Source organism: Methylobacter sp. (assembly GCF_030680395.1).
Taxonomy (GTDB): Bacteria; Pseudomonadota; Gammaproteobacteria; order Methylococcales; family Methylomonadaceae; genus Methylobacter_A.
On record NZ_JAUXVR010000005.1, the window covers coordinates 101428 to 118068 of the forward strand.

Here is a 16641-nt window from a genome sequence, read left to right on the forward strand (position 1 = left end):
CGTTTTTACTTAAAAAATTTGACTTGGTTTGTAATGCCGCATTTATGACCGGCAAAATCGGCGCTAATGCTCCGCACTTAATGCGACTTGTTGCGTTGACAATGATTTATAATACAGCAATTGACCCCATCAAGCCCGCACCCCTATATTACAAAATGGCAGACTCGAAAATTTATCTGAATGTACCTTTTGCCCAGAAGGATGAGGCAAAAGCGCTTGGAGCAAGGTGGGATGCAATCCAAAAGAAATGGTTTGTCCCGGCAGATAAGGACATTATCCTTTTTGCCCGATGGCAAGCTGAATCCGGTACTGTGGAATCGCCTGGATCGAAAACTTCACCCGCCAAAGTCAGTTCTTCATCCAGGAAGACCGCCGCCGGTGTCAAAACCCATGCAACGGTTAAAGATTTTATTGCCTATAACGGCGATACACCGCCATGGCATTAACGTTTGCTTCAGTTAATCATCCTCATTCGGGATTTGCCCCCTGAATTCTTCCGACAGCAGCATTTGCCCTCCGGTGACAACCAGCTGTTCACCGGCATTGATGCCGCTGCCGACAAAGTAACCGCCGTTCGTTGCCGAATACTGATCTATAGTGCGGCGAGTAAATTGTTCGGCATCGGTTTTAATGTAAACAAAAGCCTGATCCATGTACCAAACTAAAGCAGACTTCGGGATAATTACGCCGGACCGGTTTTCACTTTGTTCAGGTATCCACGCCGCAACGCGCATGCCGGTTCTGATAGGGTTATCACCAGGAATGGTGTGTACGCCGCAAGACTGCCGGGAGCAGTTGCGGCGACCGTCGGTTTGGAAAAAATAGCTTTCGCCTTGTGCGGTGTTATCTGTTTGCGGAGCCGCTGAAATCAGCTCGGCTTTAGTAGCCGCACTGCGGTTGCCCGATGCTTCGACATAAATACTCTGAATCTCGTTGGCCAGCTGTTTATTAACCGGTAAGGTAATTTGCAACAGCGTTTTCTGTCCGGATAAGAAACCGTTCAACTGCTCGGAGTCGGTAGATAACGCCCATTCAGTCAGCTTTTTACCCCAGTTGAGCCGGGCTTCATCAATGATAGCCTTGCCTTGAAAGCCACTGGCATCAACCAGGGCTTTATCGGTTTGCCATTGCGCTTGCTGAACTTGCAAGTTACGTTTTGATGTCGCGCCGTCACTATACAAGTCTTGCTGGCGCTTGATGTTCTGCTCAGCCTGCCTGAACCTTGCCGTAGCGCTGCTGCGCTCAGTGAGCGCGACCGAATACCGGTGTCGTAACTCGATCAGCGGCTGTATATTGACCGCTTTTCCATAAGCCGTGAATTCAGGATGATCGCTGATAGAGGTAAGCGTTATTGTCTGCAAGCCCGATATCGACTGGGCTTTAGCGGCCAGGAAAATAGTTCCCTGCCCTGCGTTGGCGACCGGCTTATCGTCATCATCCGCGATAACGGGAGCGACACTGAGCATAAAAAAGCAGGCTATTAAAAGAGCATTCATGTGGACAGGAAAGTGAGTATATAGGTTTGTTCATGTTATAAGATTTCCATTCTTAAATGCATTTTTTTGTTGTTTTTAAAAAATTGCACGTTATCCTTCGACTGTATGAATACAGGAAGTAGAGCAATGCATGGAGCAGTTGCCGATAAAATAAAGTAACTAACTATAATATTTGGAGATTATCATGAGCGATGTACCGGATAACTTAAAGTACGCAAAAACCCACGAATGGGTGCAAATGGAAGACGATAATATCATTCGTGTCGGTATAACTGATTTTGCGCAGGAAGAATTAGGCGATTTGGTTTATATTGAGCTTCCTGAGCTGGGCCGCAAAGTAACAGCGCAAGAGCAATGCGCCGTAGTCGAATCGGTTAAAACCGCATCCGATTTGTTCAGCCCGGTTTCCGGAGAAATAGTCGCCGTCAACGAAGCCTTGGCAGATGAACCCGAGCAGGTCAATGATGACGCTTATGGAGCTTGGCTGTTTTGTATAAAAGCGGATGACCTGTCTGAACTGGATGCATTAATGAGTGCGGATGCTTATCAGCAAATGATCGAGCAATAATCCGGATTTATCCTGCTTGTAACGAAACTGACACATATCTGTGTAATATTTACTTTTTCAATAACAGATAATCGTAAACAAATAATGGCCAATCAAAATGCAAAAGGCTTTAAACGTCTGATGAATGCCTGCATCTTCTCTGTTGCCGGTTTTAAAGCAACCTGGACACATGAAGAAGCATTCAGACAGGAAGTCATCCTGTTTGTGGTAACGACCCCTCTGGCAATCTGGCTGGGGCAAAGCAATATCGAAAAACTACTGTTGATCGGCAGTATCGTTTTAGTCATGCTGGTCGAATTATTAAATTCAGCGGTTGAGGCTGTAGTCGATAGAGTGGGGCTTGAGCATCATGAATTATCGGGTCGCGCCAAAGATATTGGCTCCGCTGCTGTTATGATGTCACTGGCTTGGGCTGCGGTAACCTGGGCATTAATTTTACTTTAGCCGCAACTGCTCCCGGCAGTCTTGCGGCATATCCACACACCATCCCTGGCAATAAAGAGGAACACAACACAATGAGTGCATTAATATGCGGGTCTATGGCTTACGATACCATCATGGTTTTTCATGATAAATTTAAGCATCACATTTTGCCGGAAAAAATCCATATACTGAATGTATCATTCCTGGTGCCGGTAATGCGCCGTGAATACGGCGGTTGTGCGGGTAACATCGCCTACAATCTCAAATTATTAGGCGAAGAGCCGTTAATTATGGCTACAGTCGGCCATGATTTTGAACCGTATGCCCAATGGATGGCTCAAAACCAATTATCCAGCGAATTTATTCAGATTCTGGACAACAGCTATACCGGCCAAGCCTATATCACTACCGATGAAGAGGCCAATCAAATTACCGCATTCCATCCCGGCGCAATGAATTCTTCGCATTTAAATTCGGTGCCGACTGACCGGAAAATCAGCATCGGCATCGTATCACCGGATGGCAAGGAAGGTATGCAATTGCATGCCGAGCAGTTCGCAGAACTGGATATCCCTTTTATTTTCGATCCGGGTCAGGGCATGCCGATGTTTAATGGCGAAGAACTGCTCAAGTTTATCGATCAGGCCACCTGGGTGACATTGAATGACTATGAGTCCGAGTTAATGCAGGAACGCACCGGCCTGTCACTGGAACAAATGGCTGAGCGGGTTGAGGCGCTGATCATTACTTTGGGCGGCCAGGGTTCTCAAATTTACACCCACGGCGAGTGCATTACCATTCCTGCTGCAAAACCCAAAGCGATACTTGACCCAACGGGTTGCGGCGACGCCTATCGTGCAGGGCTTTTATACGGCCTGATAAATGAATTGGACTGGGAAGTGACCGGCAGAGTTGCCTCATTAATGGGCGCCATTAAAATCGAAAATAACGGCACCCAGAATCATTCATTTGATATGGATAGCTTCAAGCAACGCTACCGCGAGAATTTCGGCTCTTCGTTTTAATTCTTTTTTATTCACACGAAGACACGAAGGACACGAAGTTTTATATTTTTCTTCGTGATCTTCGTGTCTTCGTGGTGAAACAATTACAACAATCTATTCATGCTAAAACACACCCAAAACCTTTTAGACATCATGTCGCGCCTGCGCCACCCGGAACAGGGCTGTGCGTGGGATGTTAAACAGGACTTCACCAGCTTGATTCCTTACCTGATTGAAGAAGCCTACGAAGTCGTCGATGCGATTGAACGCAATGACCTGGATGATTTGCGCTTGGAGTTAGGCGACTTGCTGTTGCAGGTAGTATTTCATTCCCAGATCGCCGAGGAGCAAGGGCTGTTTAACTTTGAACAGGTTTCAGCAGGCATCTGCGACAAATTGATCCGCAGGCATCCGCATGTTTTCTCCGATGCCGTCTTCAATACCGATGAAGAACGTCATCAGGCCTGGGAACAGGAAAAAGCAATCGAGCGCCAGAAAAAAAACAAAACAGAAGAGCAAGGCAGCGTGTTATCAGGCGTAGCCCGCAATCTTCCGGCATTGATCGAGTGCGAAAAAATACAGGATCGCGCCGCAAATTACGGCTTTGATTGGCCGGATGCATTGCCGGTTTTCGATAAAGTGCTGGAAGAACTGGACGAGGTGAAAGAAGCCTGGCAATCCGGGGATCAGGCGCATATTCAGGAAGAAATCGGCGATTTATTGCTGGTTGCGGTTAATTTGGCCCGTCATTTAAACGTCAATGCTGAAGTCGCGCTCAAGGAAAGTACAAAAAAATTCTCCAGACGTTTTCAATACATAGAACAACAGGTTAAAGCGTCCGGCCTGAATCTGAAAGACTGCGAATTGGCCGAATTGGATGTTTTATGGGATCAGGCAAAACAAGCTTTAAACAAAAAATAGATCCTGCAAAAGGGGCGGCCAACTGGCCGCCCCCTCATATGTATTAAAACTCTTCCCACTCATCAGCACTTGCTGTCATTGTTTGAGGTTTTGACTTGGCAACAGGAGCGCTTGCCAAAGCATTGAAATCTTTTTTCAAGCGCATAATTGCAACCCCGACTGCCGTTGACGCGGCAATGAACGCGGATCCGTTACCCAGCAGTGTTTCCGCCTCGTTGAATTTTTTTGCGTTGATCATATTTGCTATTCTGCCGGCCTCGATATGAAAGGCCGCATGCTTGGTCACACAATCTGCATAACTCGGCTCATGAGCAAGGTGAGACTTAACGTCCTGGTGCAGCCATTTACCGAAATCACAACAATCATCTCTTGAAATCGTTGCCGCATCCATTTCTTCGCGTTTTGATATGGCAGTACGAAGCTTCACCTTCCACTCGGAATGTTTCTCAAGCGCCTTATCCAGGTCTATACCGACGTTATTGGGTAGGGGCGTATTTTGATAAGACTGTTTCTTGGCAGGAGCGGTTTTTCTGCCGGTTTGACTGCGCGTGTTTGCCGGTTCAGCATTAACAAATCCGGTAAAACTGCTTGAGCTGCCATCCAATTTAAAATGCGCCACCGTAACCGCCAGGCTTTGCGTTTGCTCTTCCAGCGATTCCGCTGCCGCTGCCGCTTGCTCCACCAACGCGGCATTCTGCTGGGTCACGTCGTCCATTTGACCGATCGCCTGATTAACCTGCTCAATGCCGGATGTTTGTTCCATAGAAGCAGCGCTGATCTCGGACATGATGACCGTCACACCACGGATGGCGCCAACGATTTCTTCCATGGTTTTGCCGGCTTGAGCAACCAGCTTGGTGCCGTCTTCAACTTTTTCCACCGAATCGCCAATCAAACCTTTAATTTCCGCTGCTGCGGCGGCAGCGCGTTGCGCGAGATTGCGCACCTCGACCGCCACCACGGCAAAACCCCGGCCTTGCTCACCGGCACGGGCAGCTTCCACCGCAGCGTTGAGCGCGAGGATATTGGTTTGAAAAGCGATGCCGTCGATCACGGAGATGATATCTACAACCTTGCGTGAAGATTCATTAATGCCTTCCATTGTCGATACAACCTGACCAACCACTTTAACGCCCTTACCGGCGATGTCCGTTGCGCCGACGGCAAGCCGATTGGCATGTTTGGCATTTTGGCTATTGGCCTGTACGGTAGAGGTCAACTCTTCCATGCTGGCGGCGGTTTCTTCCAGGCTGGCGGCCTGCTCTTCAGTACGGTGCGACAGGTCATTGTTACCTGCGGCAATTTCTTTTGCCGCAGTATTAATCATCTCGGAAGCCTCCTTAATTTGACCAACAATCTCTTTCAGTTTTTCCACTGTAGAATTGGAGTCATCTTTAAGCTGGCCGAAAGTCCCCGAATAATCGTTAGTGATGGTTTCAGTCAGGTCGCCACGGGACAGTGCGTCAAGTACTCGTACCACTTCATTCAGGCTGGTAGAACTGGTTTCCATCAGCTCATTAACACTCTCCGCCAATTGCAGAAAGAAGCCTTCTTTATCACTTTCGCTAATGCGTTGATTGAAATCGCCTAACACCGCACCACTGACCACTCTGGCGACTTCCTGTTCGATGCTCACTTCAGCCGTTCTATCCCTCCATTCCACCACCGAGCCGATTCTCTGCCCTTGCCCGTTATTGATAGCATTGGCTATCACATAAAAAGTACGCATTCCAATCACAAGCTCACTGCGAAAAGTCGAGGTTAAATTAGCAAGCAATTGTTTCTGGTACTCAGGATTCTTGTGAAAAGTATCTACATTTGCCCCTAATAATTTGCTGGAATCGAACCTGGGCAAAACCTTGCGCAGGTCAGCCTCAGCGTGTTGCATCATAGCGATGACCGCCGGATTTATATAAATAATGTTACGCTCATTATCAGTCACCATCACGTTAGCGGTAATACTGTCCAGAGCAGTTTTAAGACGCAGGGCTTCGTCATGCTCTTTGTGATCTTTCGTTGCACGTGCCAGCAATTGCTGCTGCATGATATTCATGGAGCGGAATAATTCCCCCAACTCATCCTTTTGCGAAAGATCGATACTGGAGCTCAAATCGCCATTTGCAATAGCGCTAGCGGTCTGATGAAGCGAGTTAAGCGAACGTAAAATCCCCTTGCTAATAAAAACAGTCAATACAACAGTGATGAGTACAGACAAGATAGTCAGCACGATAAAGAATATCGCCATCCGCTCGGCATTGTTCTTGAATTTGCTCGAAGCATCGAGAAGATCGCCGGAGAGTTTATTTTCGACGTCTTTGATCAGATCAATTTTTTCAGTCACCGTTTTGAACCAGTAGAGAGGATCAATGCCTAACCCAGGTTCAATGCCTTTGTCCATGGCGATTTTTTTTATTTTGGCAACTTCGTCGACCGCAGAACCCGATACCTTAGCCTTGTAAAACTCCTTTTGGCTGTCCAGAGCATAAGCAAAGAACATATCGGTATAAACATCCTGAGCGGAAAAAATTTTTAGAAATCGGTTCAAGGTGTCAGGCGTAAAATGATCTACGGCAAATACCGTCGCCAATAAAGCCCGCTCCATGCCGGCACGCTCCTTAGCTTTGAGCAAACTTGAATACGAAGAGGCCAGACGGGAAATTTCGCTGTGACTGCTAAGAGTGGAAACCTGGGCAGGAAAATCGAGTAGGGAACCGATGGTTTTACTGTAATAAGCGCTCGATTGTATTCCATCCATGCCAAGAGCATTAATGATGCTGCGCTGGGTGCCAAGCTCGCCCAGATTGTTCATAGCAGCACTCAGCAGGGCGTTTAATTGGTCACTGTAGCTGCCGGCATCAAAGCTTTTAAGTGTCGTTTGGAGCGTCTCAACCGTTTTATCGGTTTTTGCGCGTTGCACTGGTAATTCGGCGGCAAACTTAACGCCCTTGCTGCCGATGAAAGAGGCGCTCATGCCGCGCTCTTTCTGCATTTCATGCACCAAAGCGCCGATTTTAACCGAAACATCAACCAGAGATTCCAGCTTAACCATTTCTTTCGAAAGCGATAGTCTCTCAGAAACTCCCGACCCGGCAAAATAAAGCAGGGCGAGAGCCGGAATGGTTACCATCAGGATTAATTTTGACCTTAGGCTCGACGTGAAGGCGATATTGTTTGACATGCTACATTCCTTGAATGATATTTCTTGAAGTATTTTGCGGTGTTTAATAGACGTCAGGTTAAGCTTTTGTACCCTTTAGGGCGAGTCCCCGGCTCACTCAACTGCATCCTAAATAATCTAACTCATACTAAAAATTATAACATTTAAAAAGCTAATCATTCAGCAATCGAATCGCCATCACATCACATCCGGCGTAATGCAGGATACTATTTGCCGTTGAACCCAACAATAACGACAAGCCGTGTCGTCCATGAGAGCCGACAACGATTAAATCAATATTCTCCCGCTCGGCAAACTGGACAATCTCCTGCTTGGGCGTACCCCAAATCATCCAACGATCAGCCTGAGCAACACCTAGCTGATCGCCAATCTGCATTAACCGGACTTTCTCCGCTTCCAGTAGCTCATAGCCTGAATCTTCAGCTAGTGGAACCACTGCTCCATAACCGGTATCCGGCATGGGAATATTATCCAGCACATGAATTATGCTCAATTTAGCTTGATATTTTTCGGCCAAATCTTTTGCCCTTCGCGCAACCACGTCGCCATGCCCCGAATAATCTACGGCCAGTAAAATATGTTGATAAGCGCTCATTGTTTTTCCTTGTTTTATAAGCAGGCCGCGCAATGCGTCCCTCATACTAATGCCAGTGATTAATTTACCACGAATGACTGCGCGGATGGAGGAGGTAGAGAGCACCAACAGTAGGCGCTTTACGACTGCAAGGACAGATATTTGCTCCTCGGTAATTGCTCCTGCATTACTCTACCTCCTGTATCCATACAGTCGTGCAAAATCCGCATTTCCCACTTCCATGTGAGTTATGCAGGAGCAGTTGCCGAGACACGAAGAGCACGAAGATAAAAACTTCGTGTCCTCGTAGTGATAGCTGTTAAATTTTGCGTCTACACCTTATGATAAATATCCGCGCCTTCTTCAAGAAACTGCTTGGATTTTTCATCCATGCCCAGTTTTAAAGCTTCTTCCTCGGCAATACCTTTTGCTGTCGCATAGTCGCGCACATCCTGGCTGATTTTCATCGAGCAGAAATGCGGGCCGCACATGGAACAAAAATGCGCGACTTTGGCTGAATCTTTGGGCAAGGTTTCATCATGAAATTCACGGGCTTTTTCAGGATCAAGGCCGATATTGAACTGATCTTCCCAGCGGAATTCAAAACGCGCTTTGGACATCGCGTTATCGCGCGCCTGTGCGCCGGGATGACCTTTAGCCAGATCGGCGGCATGGGCGGCGATTTTGTAAGTCACGATACCTTCACGGACATCCTGCTTGTTCGGCAAGCCCAAATGCTCTTTTTGGGTCACGTAACAAAGCATCGCGCAACCGTACCAGCCGATATTGGCCGCGCCTATCGCCGAGGTAATATGGTCGTAACCGGGGGCGATGTCGGTCGTCAGCGGACCCAAGGTATAGAAAGGCGCTTCCCCGCATTCTTCCAGTTGTTTGTCCATATTGATTTTAATCATATGCAACGGCACATGACCGGGACCTTCTATCATGGTTTGAATATCGTGTTTCCAAGCTATTTTAGTCAGTTCGCCCAGCGTTTCCAGTTCGCCGAATTGCGCGGCATCATTAGCGTCATAGATTGAACCCGGACGCAGGCCGTCACCTAATGAGAAAGATACATCATAGGCTTTCATGATTTCGCAGATTTCTTCAAAATGCGTATACAAAAAGCTTTCGGTATGATGCGCCAGACACCATTTAGCCATGATGGAGCCGCCGCGCGAAACGATCCCGGTCATGCGTTTTGCGGTTAACGGCACATGGTGCAACCGCACCCCGGCATGAATGGTAAAGTAATCCACGCCCTGCTCGGCTTGCTCGATCAAAGTGTCGCGAAAGATTTCCCAAGTCAGGTCTTCGGCCTTGCCGTTGACTTTTTCCAAGGCTTGGTAGATAGGCACTGTACCGATAGGCACGGGGGAGTTGCGTAAAATCCACTCGCGGGTTTCGTGGATGTTTTTACCGGTGGATAAATCCATGATGGTGTCGCCGCCCCAACGAATACCCCAAAGCATTTTCTCGACTTCTTCATCGATAGATGAGGTCACCGCCGAGTTGCCCAAATTGCCGTTAATTTTAACCAGGAAATTGCGGCCGATAATCATCGGTTCCAGCTCAGGATGGTTGATGTTGCACGGAATAATCGCCCGACCTCTTGCTACTTCATCGCGAACGAACTCAGGGGTAATGGTATCGGGAATCGATGCCCCGAAAGAATCGCCGGGATGCTGATCTTTCCACAAATGGCGCATTTCTTCCATTTTCTGATTCTCACGAATGGCGATGTACTCCATCTCCGGCGTGATGATGCCCTGTCTTGCATAATGCATTTGCGATACGTTTTTTCCCGCTTTGGCTCTACGCGGCTTGCGGATATGCTCAAAGCGCAGCTCAGCGGTAGCCGGATCTTCAAGGCGTTGACGACCGAATTCCGAGCTGGGACCGGACAATTCTTCGGTGTCGTTTCTCTCTGTAATCCAGGCTGAACGGATCGCCCTCAGACCTTTCTTCAAGTCGACTTCGACATTGGGATCGGTATAAACACCTGAAGTATCGTAAACATAAAGCGGCGGATTTTTTTCAGCACCTTTTTCCGAGCCGAAACTCACAGGGGTATCGGATAAAGTAATTTTGCGCATGGGAACCTGTATGTCGGGGCGGCTGCCTTGAACATATATTTTTTCCGATGCAGGGTAGGAATCAATCTTTACGCTACTGGATTCGGTAGACGTAACTTCTTTAAGGACAGCGCTCATGTTTATCTCCAACAATAAAACAATAAGGCGCAGGGAAGTCATGGCTTTCCTACGCCGGTATTAACCGGGGTCAGGTTCAAAGGGTTTTTCTCAGCCTACCCATCCCCGTGTATAACACACGGAAACAAGAAAGCACCCCTAGCCTTTACGGATGTATTCCTACGTTAAAGGATAATGCCCAAGATTGCAAGCTAAGACCGCTTCGCTGGAACAACAAACACCATATAAAACAAATGGTTTTGATAACCAAGGCTATTTACAAGGCATTCTTTACAATCACCATCAGTCCATCTACTGCCGTTAAGATAAAATCTCGGTTTCTTGAAATGTCCTGGGGATAGAATTACTCGGAAGATTTTTAGTCGAACGCTTATCTCAGAAGCGCTCCGACCTATAGAAGAAATTGTCTATCAACACTGTAAAAATGATTTTTTTTACCAGCAATGTTAGAATCAATACAATCCCTGACTAACCAGATTTAACGGATGTCAACAGACTCTCAACAGAACGCTCATCACTCACCGACACTGGAATTCAAAAGCAGCACTTTTTCTGTGCCTGTTTTAGTTTTAGCCAGTAATGATGTCATTACTATCGAACAACAATTACAAGAAAAAATCCATCTGGCACCTGAGTTTTTCAAAAACTCGCCGCTGGTGTTTGACTTACAGGAACTGAATAGTCTCGATCTCGACATTGATGTTACTGAACTCATCAACATCATCCGCAAGCTGGGCTTGTTACCGATAGGAATACGCGGCGGCGCTGCCCAACAGAATCAACAGGCGTTGGAACTTGGAATCCCCATACATTCCGGTTATAGCACTGCGGTATCTTCCGGAACACAAAAACAACAAACTCCTGAACCTGAAGCAACAACCGAGCTACAAGTCATAGCAGCCACCAACACACTGATCACCCACCCTGTCCGTTCCGGTCAACGCATTTATGCTGCAGGCGATTTGATCATTTTAGCTCAGGTCAGTGCCGGGGCTGAAATCCTGGCCGAAGGCAATATTCATGTCTACGGCTCGCTGAGAGGCCGGGCTCTGGCAGGCGTACAAGGCAACACGGAAGCGCGTATTTTCTGTTCCGATTTACAGGCCGAGCTTATTTCGATTGCCGGAAATTACAAGATCAGTGAAGATTTGAATGGCGCTGTTCTCAACCAGCCCGTTCAGATCTATTTACAAAACCATACTTTAGTTATTAAAGATATTTAATTTATATTGCTCTTTGGAGGAAAAATTTGTGGCACGAATCATAGTCGTAACATCGGGTAAAGGCGGCGTTGGTAAAACAACCACAAGCGCCGCTATAGCCATGGGGCTTGCAAAAAAAGGTCACAAAACAGCAGTCATTGATTTTGATGTGGGGTTGCGTAACCTGGATTTAATCATGGGTTGCGAACGCCGCGTTGTTTATGATTTTGTCAACGTCATCAACGGCGAGGCGACTCTTAATCAGGCATTGATACGCGATAAAAATTGCAATCTGCTTTATATTCTGCCTGCCTCGCAAACCCGGGATAAAGATGCCCTAAGTCAGGAAGGTGTAGGAAAAATTTTAGATGAGCTTAAAAAAGATTTTAAATACATCGTCTGCGATTCCCCTGCCGGTATCGAAAAAGGCGCTCATCTAGCCATGTATTTTGCTGATGATGCGTTTATTGTAACCAACCCGGAAGTTTCTTCAGTGAGGGACTCTGATCGTATGCTAGGTATTTTATCAAGCAAATCACGTCGGGCCGAACAAAACGAAGAACCTATCAGGGAATACCTGCTGCTGTCACGCTACTCGCCGGACAGAGTGAAATTAGGCGAAATGTTAAGCGTGGACGATGTACAGGAAATTTTATCGCTGCATTTGCTGGGCGTTATCCCGGAATCAAAATCAGTACTGAATGCGTCGAATTCCGGCACGCCTGTTATTCTTGACGAAAAAAGTGACGCGGGCCAAGCTTATGCGGATATTGTTGCCCGCTATTTGGGCGAAGATAGACCACATCGATTCATTGATGAGAAGAAAGGCCTATTTGGGAAGCTTTTCGGAGGCAAATAATGAGTTTACTGGATTATTTTAAGAAATCTAAAGCCAGCTCGGCGTCACTGGCCAAGGAAAGACTGCAAATTCTGGTAGCTCACGAGCGCAGCTCCAGAAACCAGCCTTCTTACCTTCCTCAATTACAAAAAGAATTGCTGGAAGTTATTCGAAAATACGTTAACGTAGAGCAAGATGCTATATCCGTTAATTTTGAACAAAACGATACTCAGGAGACGCTGGAATTAAATATCGTTCTGCCTGAGCATCAAACCAAGATTTCTTAACACAACAATCCAAGCTAAAGGTGACCACCATGTCTAATACAATCGGCGATACAGCGGGAGTAATCTGGAACTATCTGGATAAAAACGGACCGTCCAGTGTCAATAAAGTTACCACTGAAACAGGTATCAACAGGAATGATGTTCAGCGCGCCATAGGCTGGCTGTGCAAGGAAGACAAGCTGTCCATTGAGATGATAGGCCGGGCTGAAACGCTATCGTTGAAATAAATCAGCGGTAAAGACGTTGCAGTGCAACGTCTTTACACTACTATGATGTGATAGGCTTGCAAACTTAATTTTGAACTGACAAACAACGTCCAAAAAGAAATTTATTGTAATTCCCGGTGACGGACAATTACATTCAAGAAAGGGCCTTTGAACTGCTTGGCAAACGCATCCACCAGATAGACCGAACGATGCTGTCCACCTGTACATCCTATAGCCACAGTCAAATAGCTGCGTCCTTCAGCCTCAAATCGGGGAATCCAGCGCTCAAGAAAACTCGTAATATCTTTAAAAAACTCGACAACCAGCTCTTGTTCTGCAAGAAATTCGATTACCGGCTTGTCTTTTCCTGTTAATCCGCGCAATTCCGGAATCCAATAAGGATTTGGCAGACTGCGGGCATCAAATACGAAATCGGCATCCAACGGAACGCCATGCTTAAAACCAAATGATTGAAATTGCAAGGAAATATGCCTGACATCCCTTTCGCCGACCTGACCCCGGATAAGTTCACGCAACTCATGATAATGCGTTCGACTGGTATCAATGACTACGCTGGCGTGCCTGGCAACCTGTGTCAACATTTCCTTTTCAATTTTTAACGCTTCTCTTAACGGCACGTTGGAATCCGTCAATGGATGTCGTCGTCGGGTTTCACTATAACGCTTCAACAAGGTAGACTCTTCAGCCTGCATGAAGATAATTTCGCAATCAATCTGTTTATTGCGTATTAGCTCCAGGCTTTCGGAAAAATTGGCCAAGCTTTCGCTCTGGTTTCTGGCATCTATTCCTATGGCCGTTTTTGCATAGGTAAGCTTATCCACCAACATGACATGGTTAATAAAATCTTCCAGCAAGGTCACGGGGAGATTATCGATACAGTAATAGCCGCAATCTTCCAACGTATCCAGGGCGATACTTTTACCCGAACCGGAAAGACCGCTGACGATTAATAGTTTCATAAGAAATCAGGCGAAGGGCCAAGGGCGAAAGGCGAAGAAAGCTTTTTCAGCCCTTCGCCTTTCGTCTTTTGCCTATCTTATCTATGCTGTCCGGTTTTTTCTTTATGCTTGATAATTTGACGATCTAACTTATCCACCATAGCATCAATAGCTGCATACATATCTTCCTGATGATCTTCGGCAAACAATTTAGCGCCACTCAATTGCAGCGTTGCTTCAGCCTTTTGAATTAACTTTTCCACACTTAAAATGACGTGTACATCGGTAACATTATCAAAATGACGTGCTAATTTTTCAAATTTTGAATCGATGTGCGCTTTTAATGCGTCGGTTACTTCAAGATGATGGCCTGTTACGATGACTTGCATGAGATAAACTCCTTTAATGGTGAATGATTGGTTTTTTATGGGCGCCAGAAGCATTATAAAATGCGTTTACGCTGACTTGATGATGAAATGAGCATCGCTTCACGATACTTGGCAATTGTCCTTCTAGCAACATTAATGCCCTTTTCTTTTAATAGCTCGGCTATTTTACTATCACTTAACGGTTTTGCCAGATTTTCATTGCTAATTAGCTCTTTAATAAACGCCCTTATGGCCGTAGATGAACACTCCCCCCCCCCTTCTGTTGAAACGTGACTGGAAAAAAAATATTTAAACTCGACGATTCCGTTGGGGGTATGCATAAATTTTTGCGTGGTCACTCTGGATATGGTTGACTCATGCAATTCCAGCTCTTCAGCAATATCCCTCAACACCATGGACTTCATGGCAATAGAACCGTGTTCAAGAAACCCGGTTTGCTTTTCCACGATACACCGGGCAACACGCAATAAGGTATCGTTACGACTCTGGAGACTTTTAATAAACCATCTTGCTTCCTGCAAGTGATCTTTCATACAGGTATTGTCCTTGCTGTTATCCGCTCTTTTTATCATGCTTGAATAAAAAGGATTGATACGCAATCTAGGCGCTATATCCGGATTCAGGTTAACTTGCCATTTATCGTTTCGTTTAACCACGTAGACATCGGGAATAACATATTCGGAATCCGAATCCTGTATCTGCGCGCCCGGCTTCGGATCCAGAGTTCTGATTAACGCCACCACCTCATCCAGTTGCCGCTCCGTCACGCCCAGTTTACGCATCAGTTTTGACTGCTCATGCGTAGCTAACAAATCCAAATATCGGGTAACAAGAGTCAGCGCCTCCTCTTTATAAGGCGTACCCTCCGGCAACTGCTGTATCTGCAATCTCAAACAATCTTTTAAATCAATGGCTGCGACGCCGGCCGGGTCAAAATTTTGCACCCGGTGCAGTACCGCGTTCACCTCATCAAAATCCAGATCGTCTAACTGGCTCTGCAAGCCCTGAAAAATTTCTTCGGGGCTACTCATGAGATAGCCGTCCTCATTGATAGAGTCAATAATAGCCATGGCAATGGCATGATCCCGCTCTGAAAACGAAGTCAATTCCACTTGCCATAACAAATGATCCAGCAAGGTTGAGGATTTACTACGCTGCGTTTCAAATTCAATCGTTTCAGCAGAATTGCCACCCGACTCCATCGCGTATTCATAAACATCATCCCAGGAAGAATCAATGGGCAACTCATCCGGCATATCTGTTTGTGAACCTTGACTGGTCAATAAGTCCGCATTATCAACTTTTTTCTCTGGCGTTATTTCGGCTTCCTGAACGGTACTTTCTTCCTCATTAACTTCCAGCATCATATTAGACTCAAGAGCCTGTTGAATTTCCTGCTGCAACTCTAATGTCGACATCTGCAACAACTTGATCGCCTGCTGCAATTGCGGCGTCATAGCCAGTTGTTGACCCAGTCGAAGATGTAAGGATTGTTTCATTTAAGATTAAAGGTTAAAGGTTAAAGGCACAAGGCTAAAGGCGTAAGGTTAAAAAAGCTTTTTCTCAACCTTTTACCTTGCACCTTTTACCTTGCGCCTTAATTACATTAAAGACTAAAGTTATTGCCTAAATAAACTTTACGCACTTCCTCATTGGCAACGATAGCCTCCGCGCCGCCTTCGGCAATCACCCTGCCATCGTTAAGTATATACGCCCGATCACAAATGCCTAGCGTTTCCCTGACATTATGTTCGGTAATTAATACGCCAATGCCCCGATATTTCAAATGCTCAATGATTTTTTTTATATCATCTACCGATATTGGATCAACACCTGCAAAAGGCTCATCCAGTAATATAAACTGAGGATTAGTCGCCAATGCCCTGGCAATTTCGACACGCCGCCGTTCACCGCCCGACAAGCCCAAGGCAATTTGGTCGCGTAGATGAAGAATATGAAATTCCTGCAACAATTCCTCAATCACCAATTCAGCCTGCCCTTGAGTTAAATCAGAACGGATTTGTAAAACTGCGCGCAAGTTATCAGCCACACTCAACTTTCGAAAAACCGAGGGCTCCTGAGGCAAATAACCTATCCCTAATTGCGCCCTCAAATGCATCGGATGATGGGTAATGACTTGTGAATCCAGTGTAATTTCACCCTCATCCGCCTTAATCAGGCCTACCATCATATAAAAACTGGTGGTTTTTCCTGCACCGTTAGGTCCCAGTAGACCAACAACTTCACCGGTATCAACATGCAATGAAACACCGTTAACCACATTGCGTTTATTGTAGCTCTTAATCAGCTGTTTTGCGGCTAGTCTGGTCATGTTTAAAGAGTAAAAGGTGAAAAATAAAAAGAACATCGTTTAGCATGTTGC

17 protein-coding genes and 1 riboswitch are annotated in these 16641 nt (G+C 46.2%); of the genes, 9 read left to right on the top strand and 8 right to left on the bottom strand.

Translation table 11 applies throughout. From position 1 onward, the window contains the following. Nucleotides 1–44 precede the first annotated feature (44 nt). Nucleotides 45–446 carry a DUF5710 domain-containing protein gene (locus Q8L79_RS01045; protein WP_305267220.1) on the top strand — a complete coding sequence of 134 codons (402 nt, stop codon included), beginning with the start codon at nt 45–47 and terminating at the stop codon, nt 444–446. Between the two features lie 12 nt (nt 447–458). On the opposite strand, the gene Q8L79_RS01050 is transcribed toward Q8L79_RS01045, so the two are convergent. Next, on the bottom strand, nt 459–1496 hold the full coding sequence (locus tag Q8L79_RS01050) for an efflux RND transporter periplasmic adaptor subunit (protein ID WP_305267221.1): 1038 nt from the start codon (nt 1494–1496) through the stop codon (nt 459–461). Between the two features lie 184 nt (nt 1497–1680). On the opposite strand from Q8L79_RS01050, the gene gcvH reads away from it, so the two are divergent. From gcvH to mazG, 4 genes are all read left to right on the top strand, one after another. Continuing rightward, nucleotides 1681–2064 (top strand): glycine cleavage system protein GcvH, encoded by a 384-nt coding sequence (gene gcvH / locus Q8L79_RS01055; protein ID WP_305267222.1) that lies wholly within the window; start codon nt 1681–1683, stop codon nt 2062–2064. 84 nt (nt 2065–2148) lie between these two features. After that, nucleotides 2149–2508 (top strand): diacylglycerol kinase, encoded by a 360-nt coding sequence (locus tag Q8L79_RS01060; RefSeq protein WP_305267223.1) that lies wholly within the window; start codon nt 2149–2151, stop codon nt 2506–2508. A 71-nt stretch (nt 2509–2579) separates the two neighbouring features. Further along, on the top strand, nt 2580–3512 hold the full coding sequence (locus Q8L79_RS01065) for a carbohydrate kinase family protein (protein ID WP_305267224.1): 933 nt from the start codon (nt 2580–2582) through the stop codon (nt 3510–3512). Nucleotides 3513–3611: 99 nt separating this feature from the next. Next, the gene (gene mazG / locus Q8L79_RS01070) at nt 3612–4412 is read left to right on the top strand and encodes a nucleoside triphosphate pyrophosphohydrolase (protein WP_305267225.1); all 801 of its coding nucleotides are present in this window, start codon (nt 3612–3614) and stop codon (nt 4410–4412) included. Nucleotides 4413–4455: 43 nt separating this feature from the next. On the opposite strand, the gene Q8L79_RS01075 is transcribed toward mazG, so the two are convergent. The 3 genes from Q8L79_RS01075 to thiC all read right to left on the bottom strand — a co-directional run bounded on the left by Q8L79_RS01075 (nt 4456) and on the right by thiC (nt 10377). After that, the gene (locus Q8L79_RS01075) at nt 4456–7590 is read right to left on the bottom strand and encodes a nitrate- and nitrite sensing domain-containing protein (RefSeq protein ID WP_305267227.1); all 3135 of its coding nucleotides are present in this window, start codon (nt 7588–7590) and stop codon (nt 4456–4458) included. Nucleotides 7591–7741: 151 nt separating this feature from the next. Next, nucleotides 7742–8185, bottom strand: coding sequence for a universal stress protein (locus Q8L79_RS01080; RefSeq protein ID WP_305267229.1), 444 nt, complete (start codon nt 8183–8185; stop codon nt 7742–7744). A 311-nt stretch (nt 8186–8496) separates the two neighbouring features. Continuing rightward, nucleotides 8497–10377: a phosphomethylpyrimidine synthase ThiC gene (gene thiC, locus Q8L79_RS01085; protein ID WP_305267231.1), complete on the bottom strand. Its 1881-nt coding sequence runs from the start codon at nt 10375–10377 to the stop codon at nt 8497–8499. 29 nt (nt 10378–10406) lie between these two features. Further along, nucleotides 10407–10527: riboswitch (TPP riboswitch) on the bottom strand. Between the two features lie 335 nt (nt 10528–10862). On the opposite strand from thiC, the gene minC reads away from it, so the two are divergent. The 4 genes from minC to Q8L79_RS01105 are packed head-to-tail and all read left to right on the top strand — an operon-like array spanning nt 10863 to nt 12931. Then, nucleotides 10863–11600, top strand: a complete 738-nt coding sequence (gene minC, locus Q8L79_RS01090) for a septum site-determining protein MinC (protein WP_305267233.1) — start codon at nt 10863–10865, stop codon at nt 11598–11600. A gap of 28 nt (nt 11601–11628) precedes the next feature. Then, nucleotides 11629–12438, top strand: coding sequence for a septum site-determining protein MinD (gene minD / locus Q8L79_RS01095; RefSeq protein WP_305267234.1), 810 nt, complete (start codon nt 11629–11631; stop codon nt 12436–12438). Further along, nucleotides 12438–12704: a cell division topological specificity factor MinE gene (gene minE / locus Q8L79_RS01100; protein WP_006891874.1), complete on the top strand. Its 267-nt coding sequence runs from the start codon at nt 12438–12440 to the stop codon at nt 12702–12704. Before minD ends, minE begins: the two co-directional genes overlap by 1 nt. A 29-nt stretch (nt 12705–12733) precedes the next feature. Then, nucleotides 12734–12931 (top strand): winged helix-turn-helix domain-containing protein, encoded by a 198-nt coding sequence (locus Q8L79_RS01105; RefSeq protein WP_305267241.1) that lies wholly within the window; start codon nt 12734–12736, stop codon nt 12929–12931. Between the two features lie 101 nt (nt 12932–13032). Here the strand turns inward: Q8L79_RS01105 and rapZ are convergent, their stop codons facing one another. From rapZ to lptB, 4 genes are all read right to left on the bottom strand, one after another. Next, nucleotides 13033–13890, bottom strand: coding sequence for an RNase adapter RapZ (rapZ, locus tag Q8L79_RS01110; protein ID WP_305267243.1), 858 nt, complete (start codon nt 13888–13890; stop codon nt 13033–13035). A 77-nt stretch (nt 13891–13967) separates the two neighbouring features. Next, nucleotides 13968–14258 (bottom strand): ribosome hibernation-promoting factor, HPF/YfiA family, encoded by a 291-nt coding sequence (gene hpf, locus Q8L79_RS01115; protein ID WP_006891871.1) that lies wholly within the window; start codon nt 14256–14258, stop codon nt 13968–13970. Nucleotides 14259–14311: 53 nt separating this feature from the next. Next, nucleotides 14312–15757, bottom strand: coding sequence for an RNA polymerase factor sigma-54 (locus Q8L79_RS01120; protein ID WP_305267245.1), 1446 nt, complete (start codon nt 15755–15757; stop codon nt 14312–14314). 107 nt (nt 15758–15864) lie between these two features. After that, nucleotides 15865–16590, bottom strand: coding sequence for an LPS export ABC transporter ATP-binding protein (gene lptB / locus Q8L79_RS01125; RefSeq protein ID WP_305267247.1), 726 nt, complete (start codon nt 16588–16590; stop codon nt 15865–15867). Between the last annotated feature and the right edge of the window lie 51 nt (nt 16591–16641).

Excerpts from the sequence above, each read along its gene's own strand:
- thiC (WP_305267231.1), bottom strand. The coding sequence starts at position 10,377 with ATGAGCGCTGTCCTTAAAGAAGTTACGTCTACCGAATCCAGTAGCGTA.
- lptB (WP_305267247.1), bottom strand. The coding sequence starts at position 16,590 with ATGACCAGACTAGCCGCAAAACAGCTGATTAAGAGCTACAATAAACGC.
- minC (WP_305267233.1), top strand. The coding sequence starts at position 10,863 with ATGTCAACAGACTCTCAACAGAACGCTCATCACTCACCGACACTGGAA.
- mazG (WP_305267225.1), top strand. The coding sequence starts at position 3,612 with ATGCTAAAACACACCCAAAACCTTTTAGACATCATGTCGCGCCTGCGC.
- gcvH (WP_305267222.1), top strand. The coding sequence starts at position 1,681 with ATGAGCGATGTACCGGATAACTTAAAGTACGCAAAAACCCACGAATGG.
- rapZ (WP_305267243.1), bottom strand. The coding sequence starts at position 13,890 with ATGAAACTATTAATCGTCAGCGGTCTTTCCGGTTCGGGTAAAAGTATC.
- Q8L79_RS01050 (WP_305267221.1), bottom strand. The coding sequence starts at position 1,496 with ATGAATGCTCTTTTAATAGCCTGCTTTTTTATGCTCAGTGTCGCTCCC.
- Q8L79_RS01060 (WP_305267223.1), top strand. The coding sequence starts at position 2,149 with ATGGCCAATCAAAATGCAAAAGGCTTTAAACGTCTGATGAATGCCTGC.
- Q8L79_RS01075 (WP_305267227.1), bottom strand. The coding sequence starts at position 7,590 with ATGTCAAACAATATCGCCTTCACGTCGAGCCTAAGGTCAAAATTAATC.
- hpf (WP_006891871.1), bottom strand. The coding sequence starts at position 14,258 with ATGCAAGTCATCGTAACAGGCCATCATCTTGAAGTAACCGACGCATTA.
- minE (WP_006891874.1), top strand. The coding sequence starts at position 12,438 with ATGAGTTTACTGGATTATTTTAAGAAATCTAAAGCCAGCTCGGCGTCA.
- Q8L79_RS01120 (WP_305267245.1), bottom strand. The coding sequence starts at position 15,757 with ATGAAACAATCCTTACATCTTCGACTGGGTCAACAACTGGCTATGACG.
- Q8L79_RS01045 (WP_305267220.1), top strand. The coding sequence starts at position 45 with ATGACCGGCAAAATCGGCGCTAATGCTCCGCACTTAATGCGACTTGTT.
- Q8L79_RS01105 (WP_305267241.1), top strand. The coding sequence starts at position 12,734 with ATGTCTAATACAATCGGCGATACAGCGGGAGTAATCTGGAACTATCTG.
- Q8L79_RS01065 (WP_305267224.1), top strand. The coding sequence starts at position 2,580 with ATGAGTGCATTAATATGCGGGTCTATGGCTTACGATACCATCATGGTT.
- Q8L79_RS01080 (WP_305267229.1), bottom strand. The coding sequence starts at position 8,185 with ATGAGCGCTTATCAACATATTTTACTGGCCGTAGATTATTCGGGGCAT.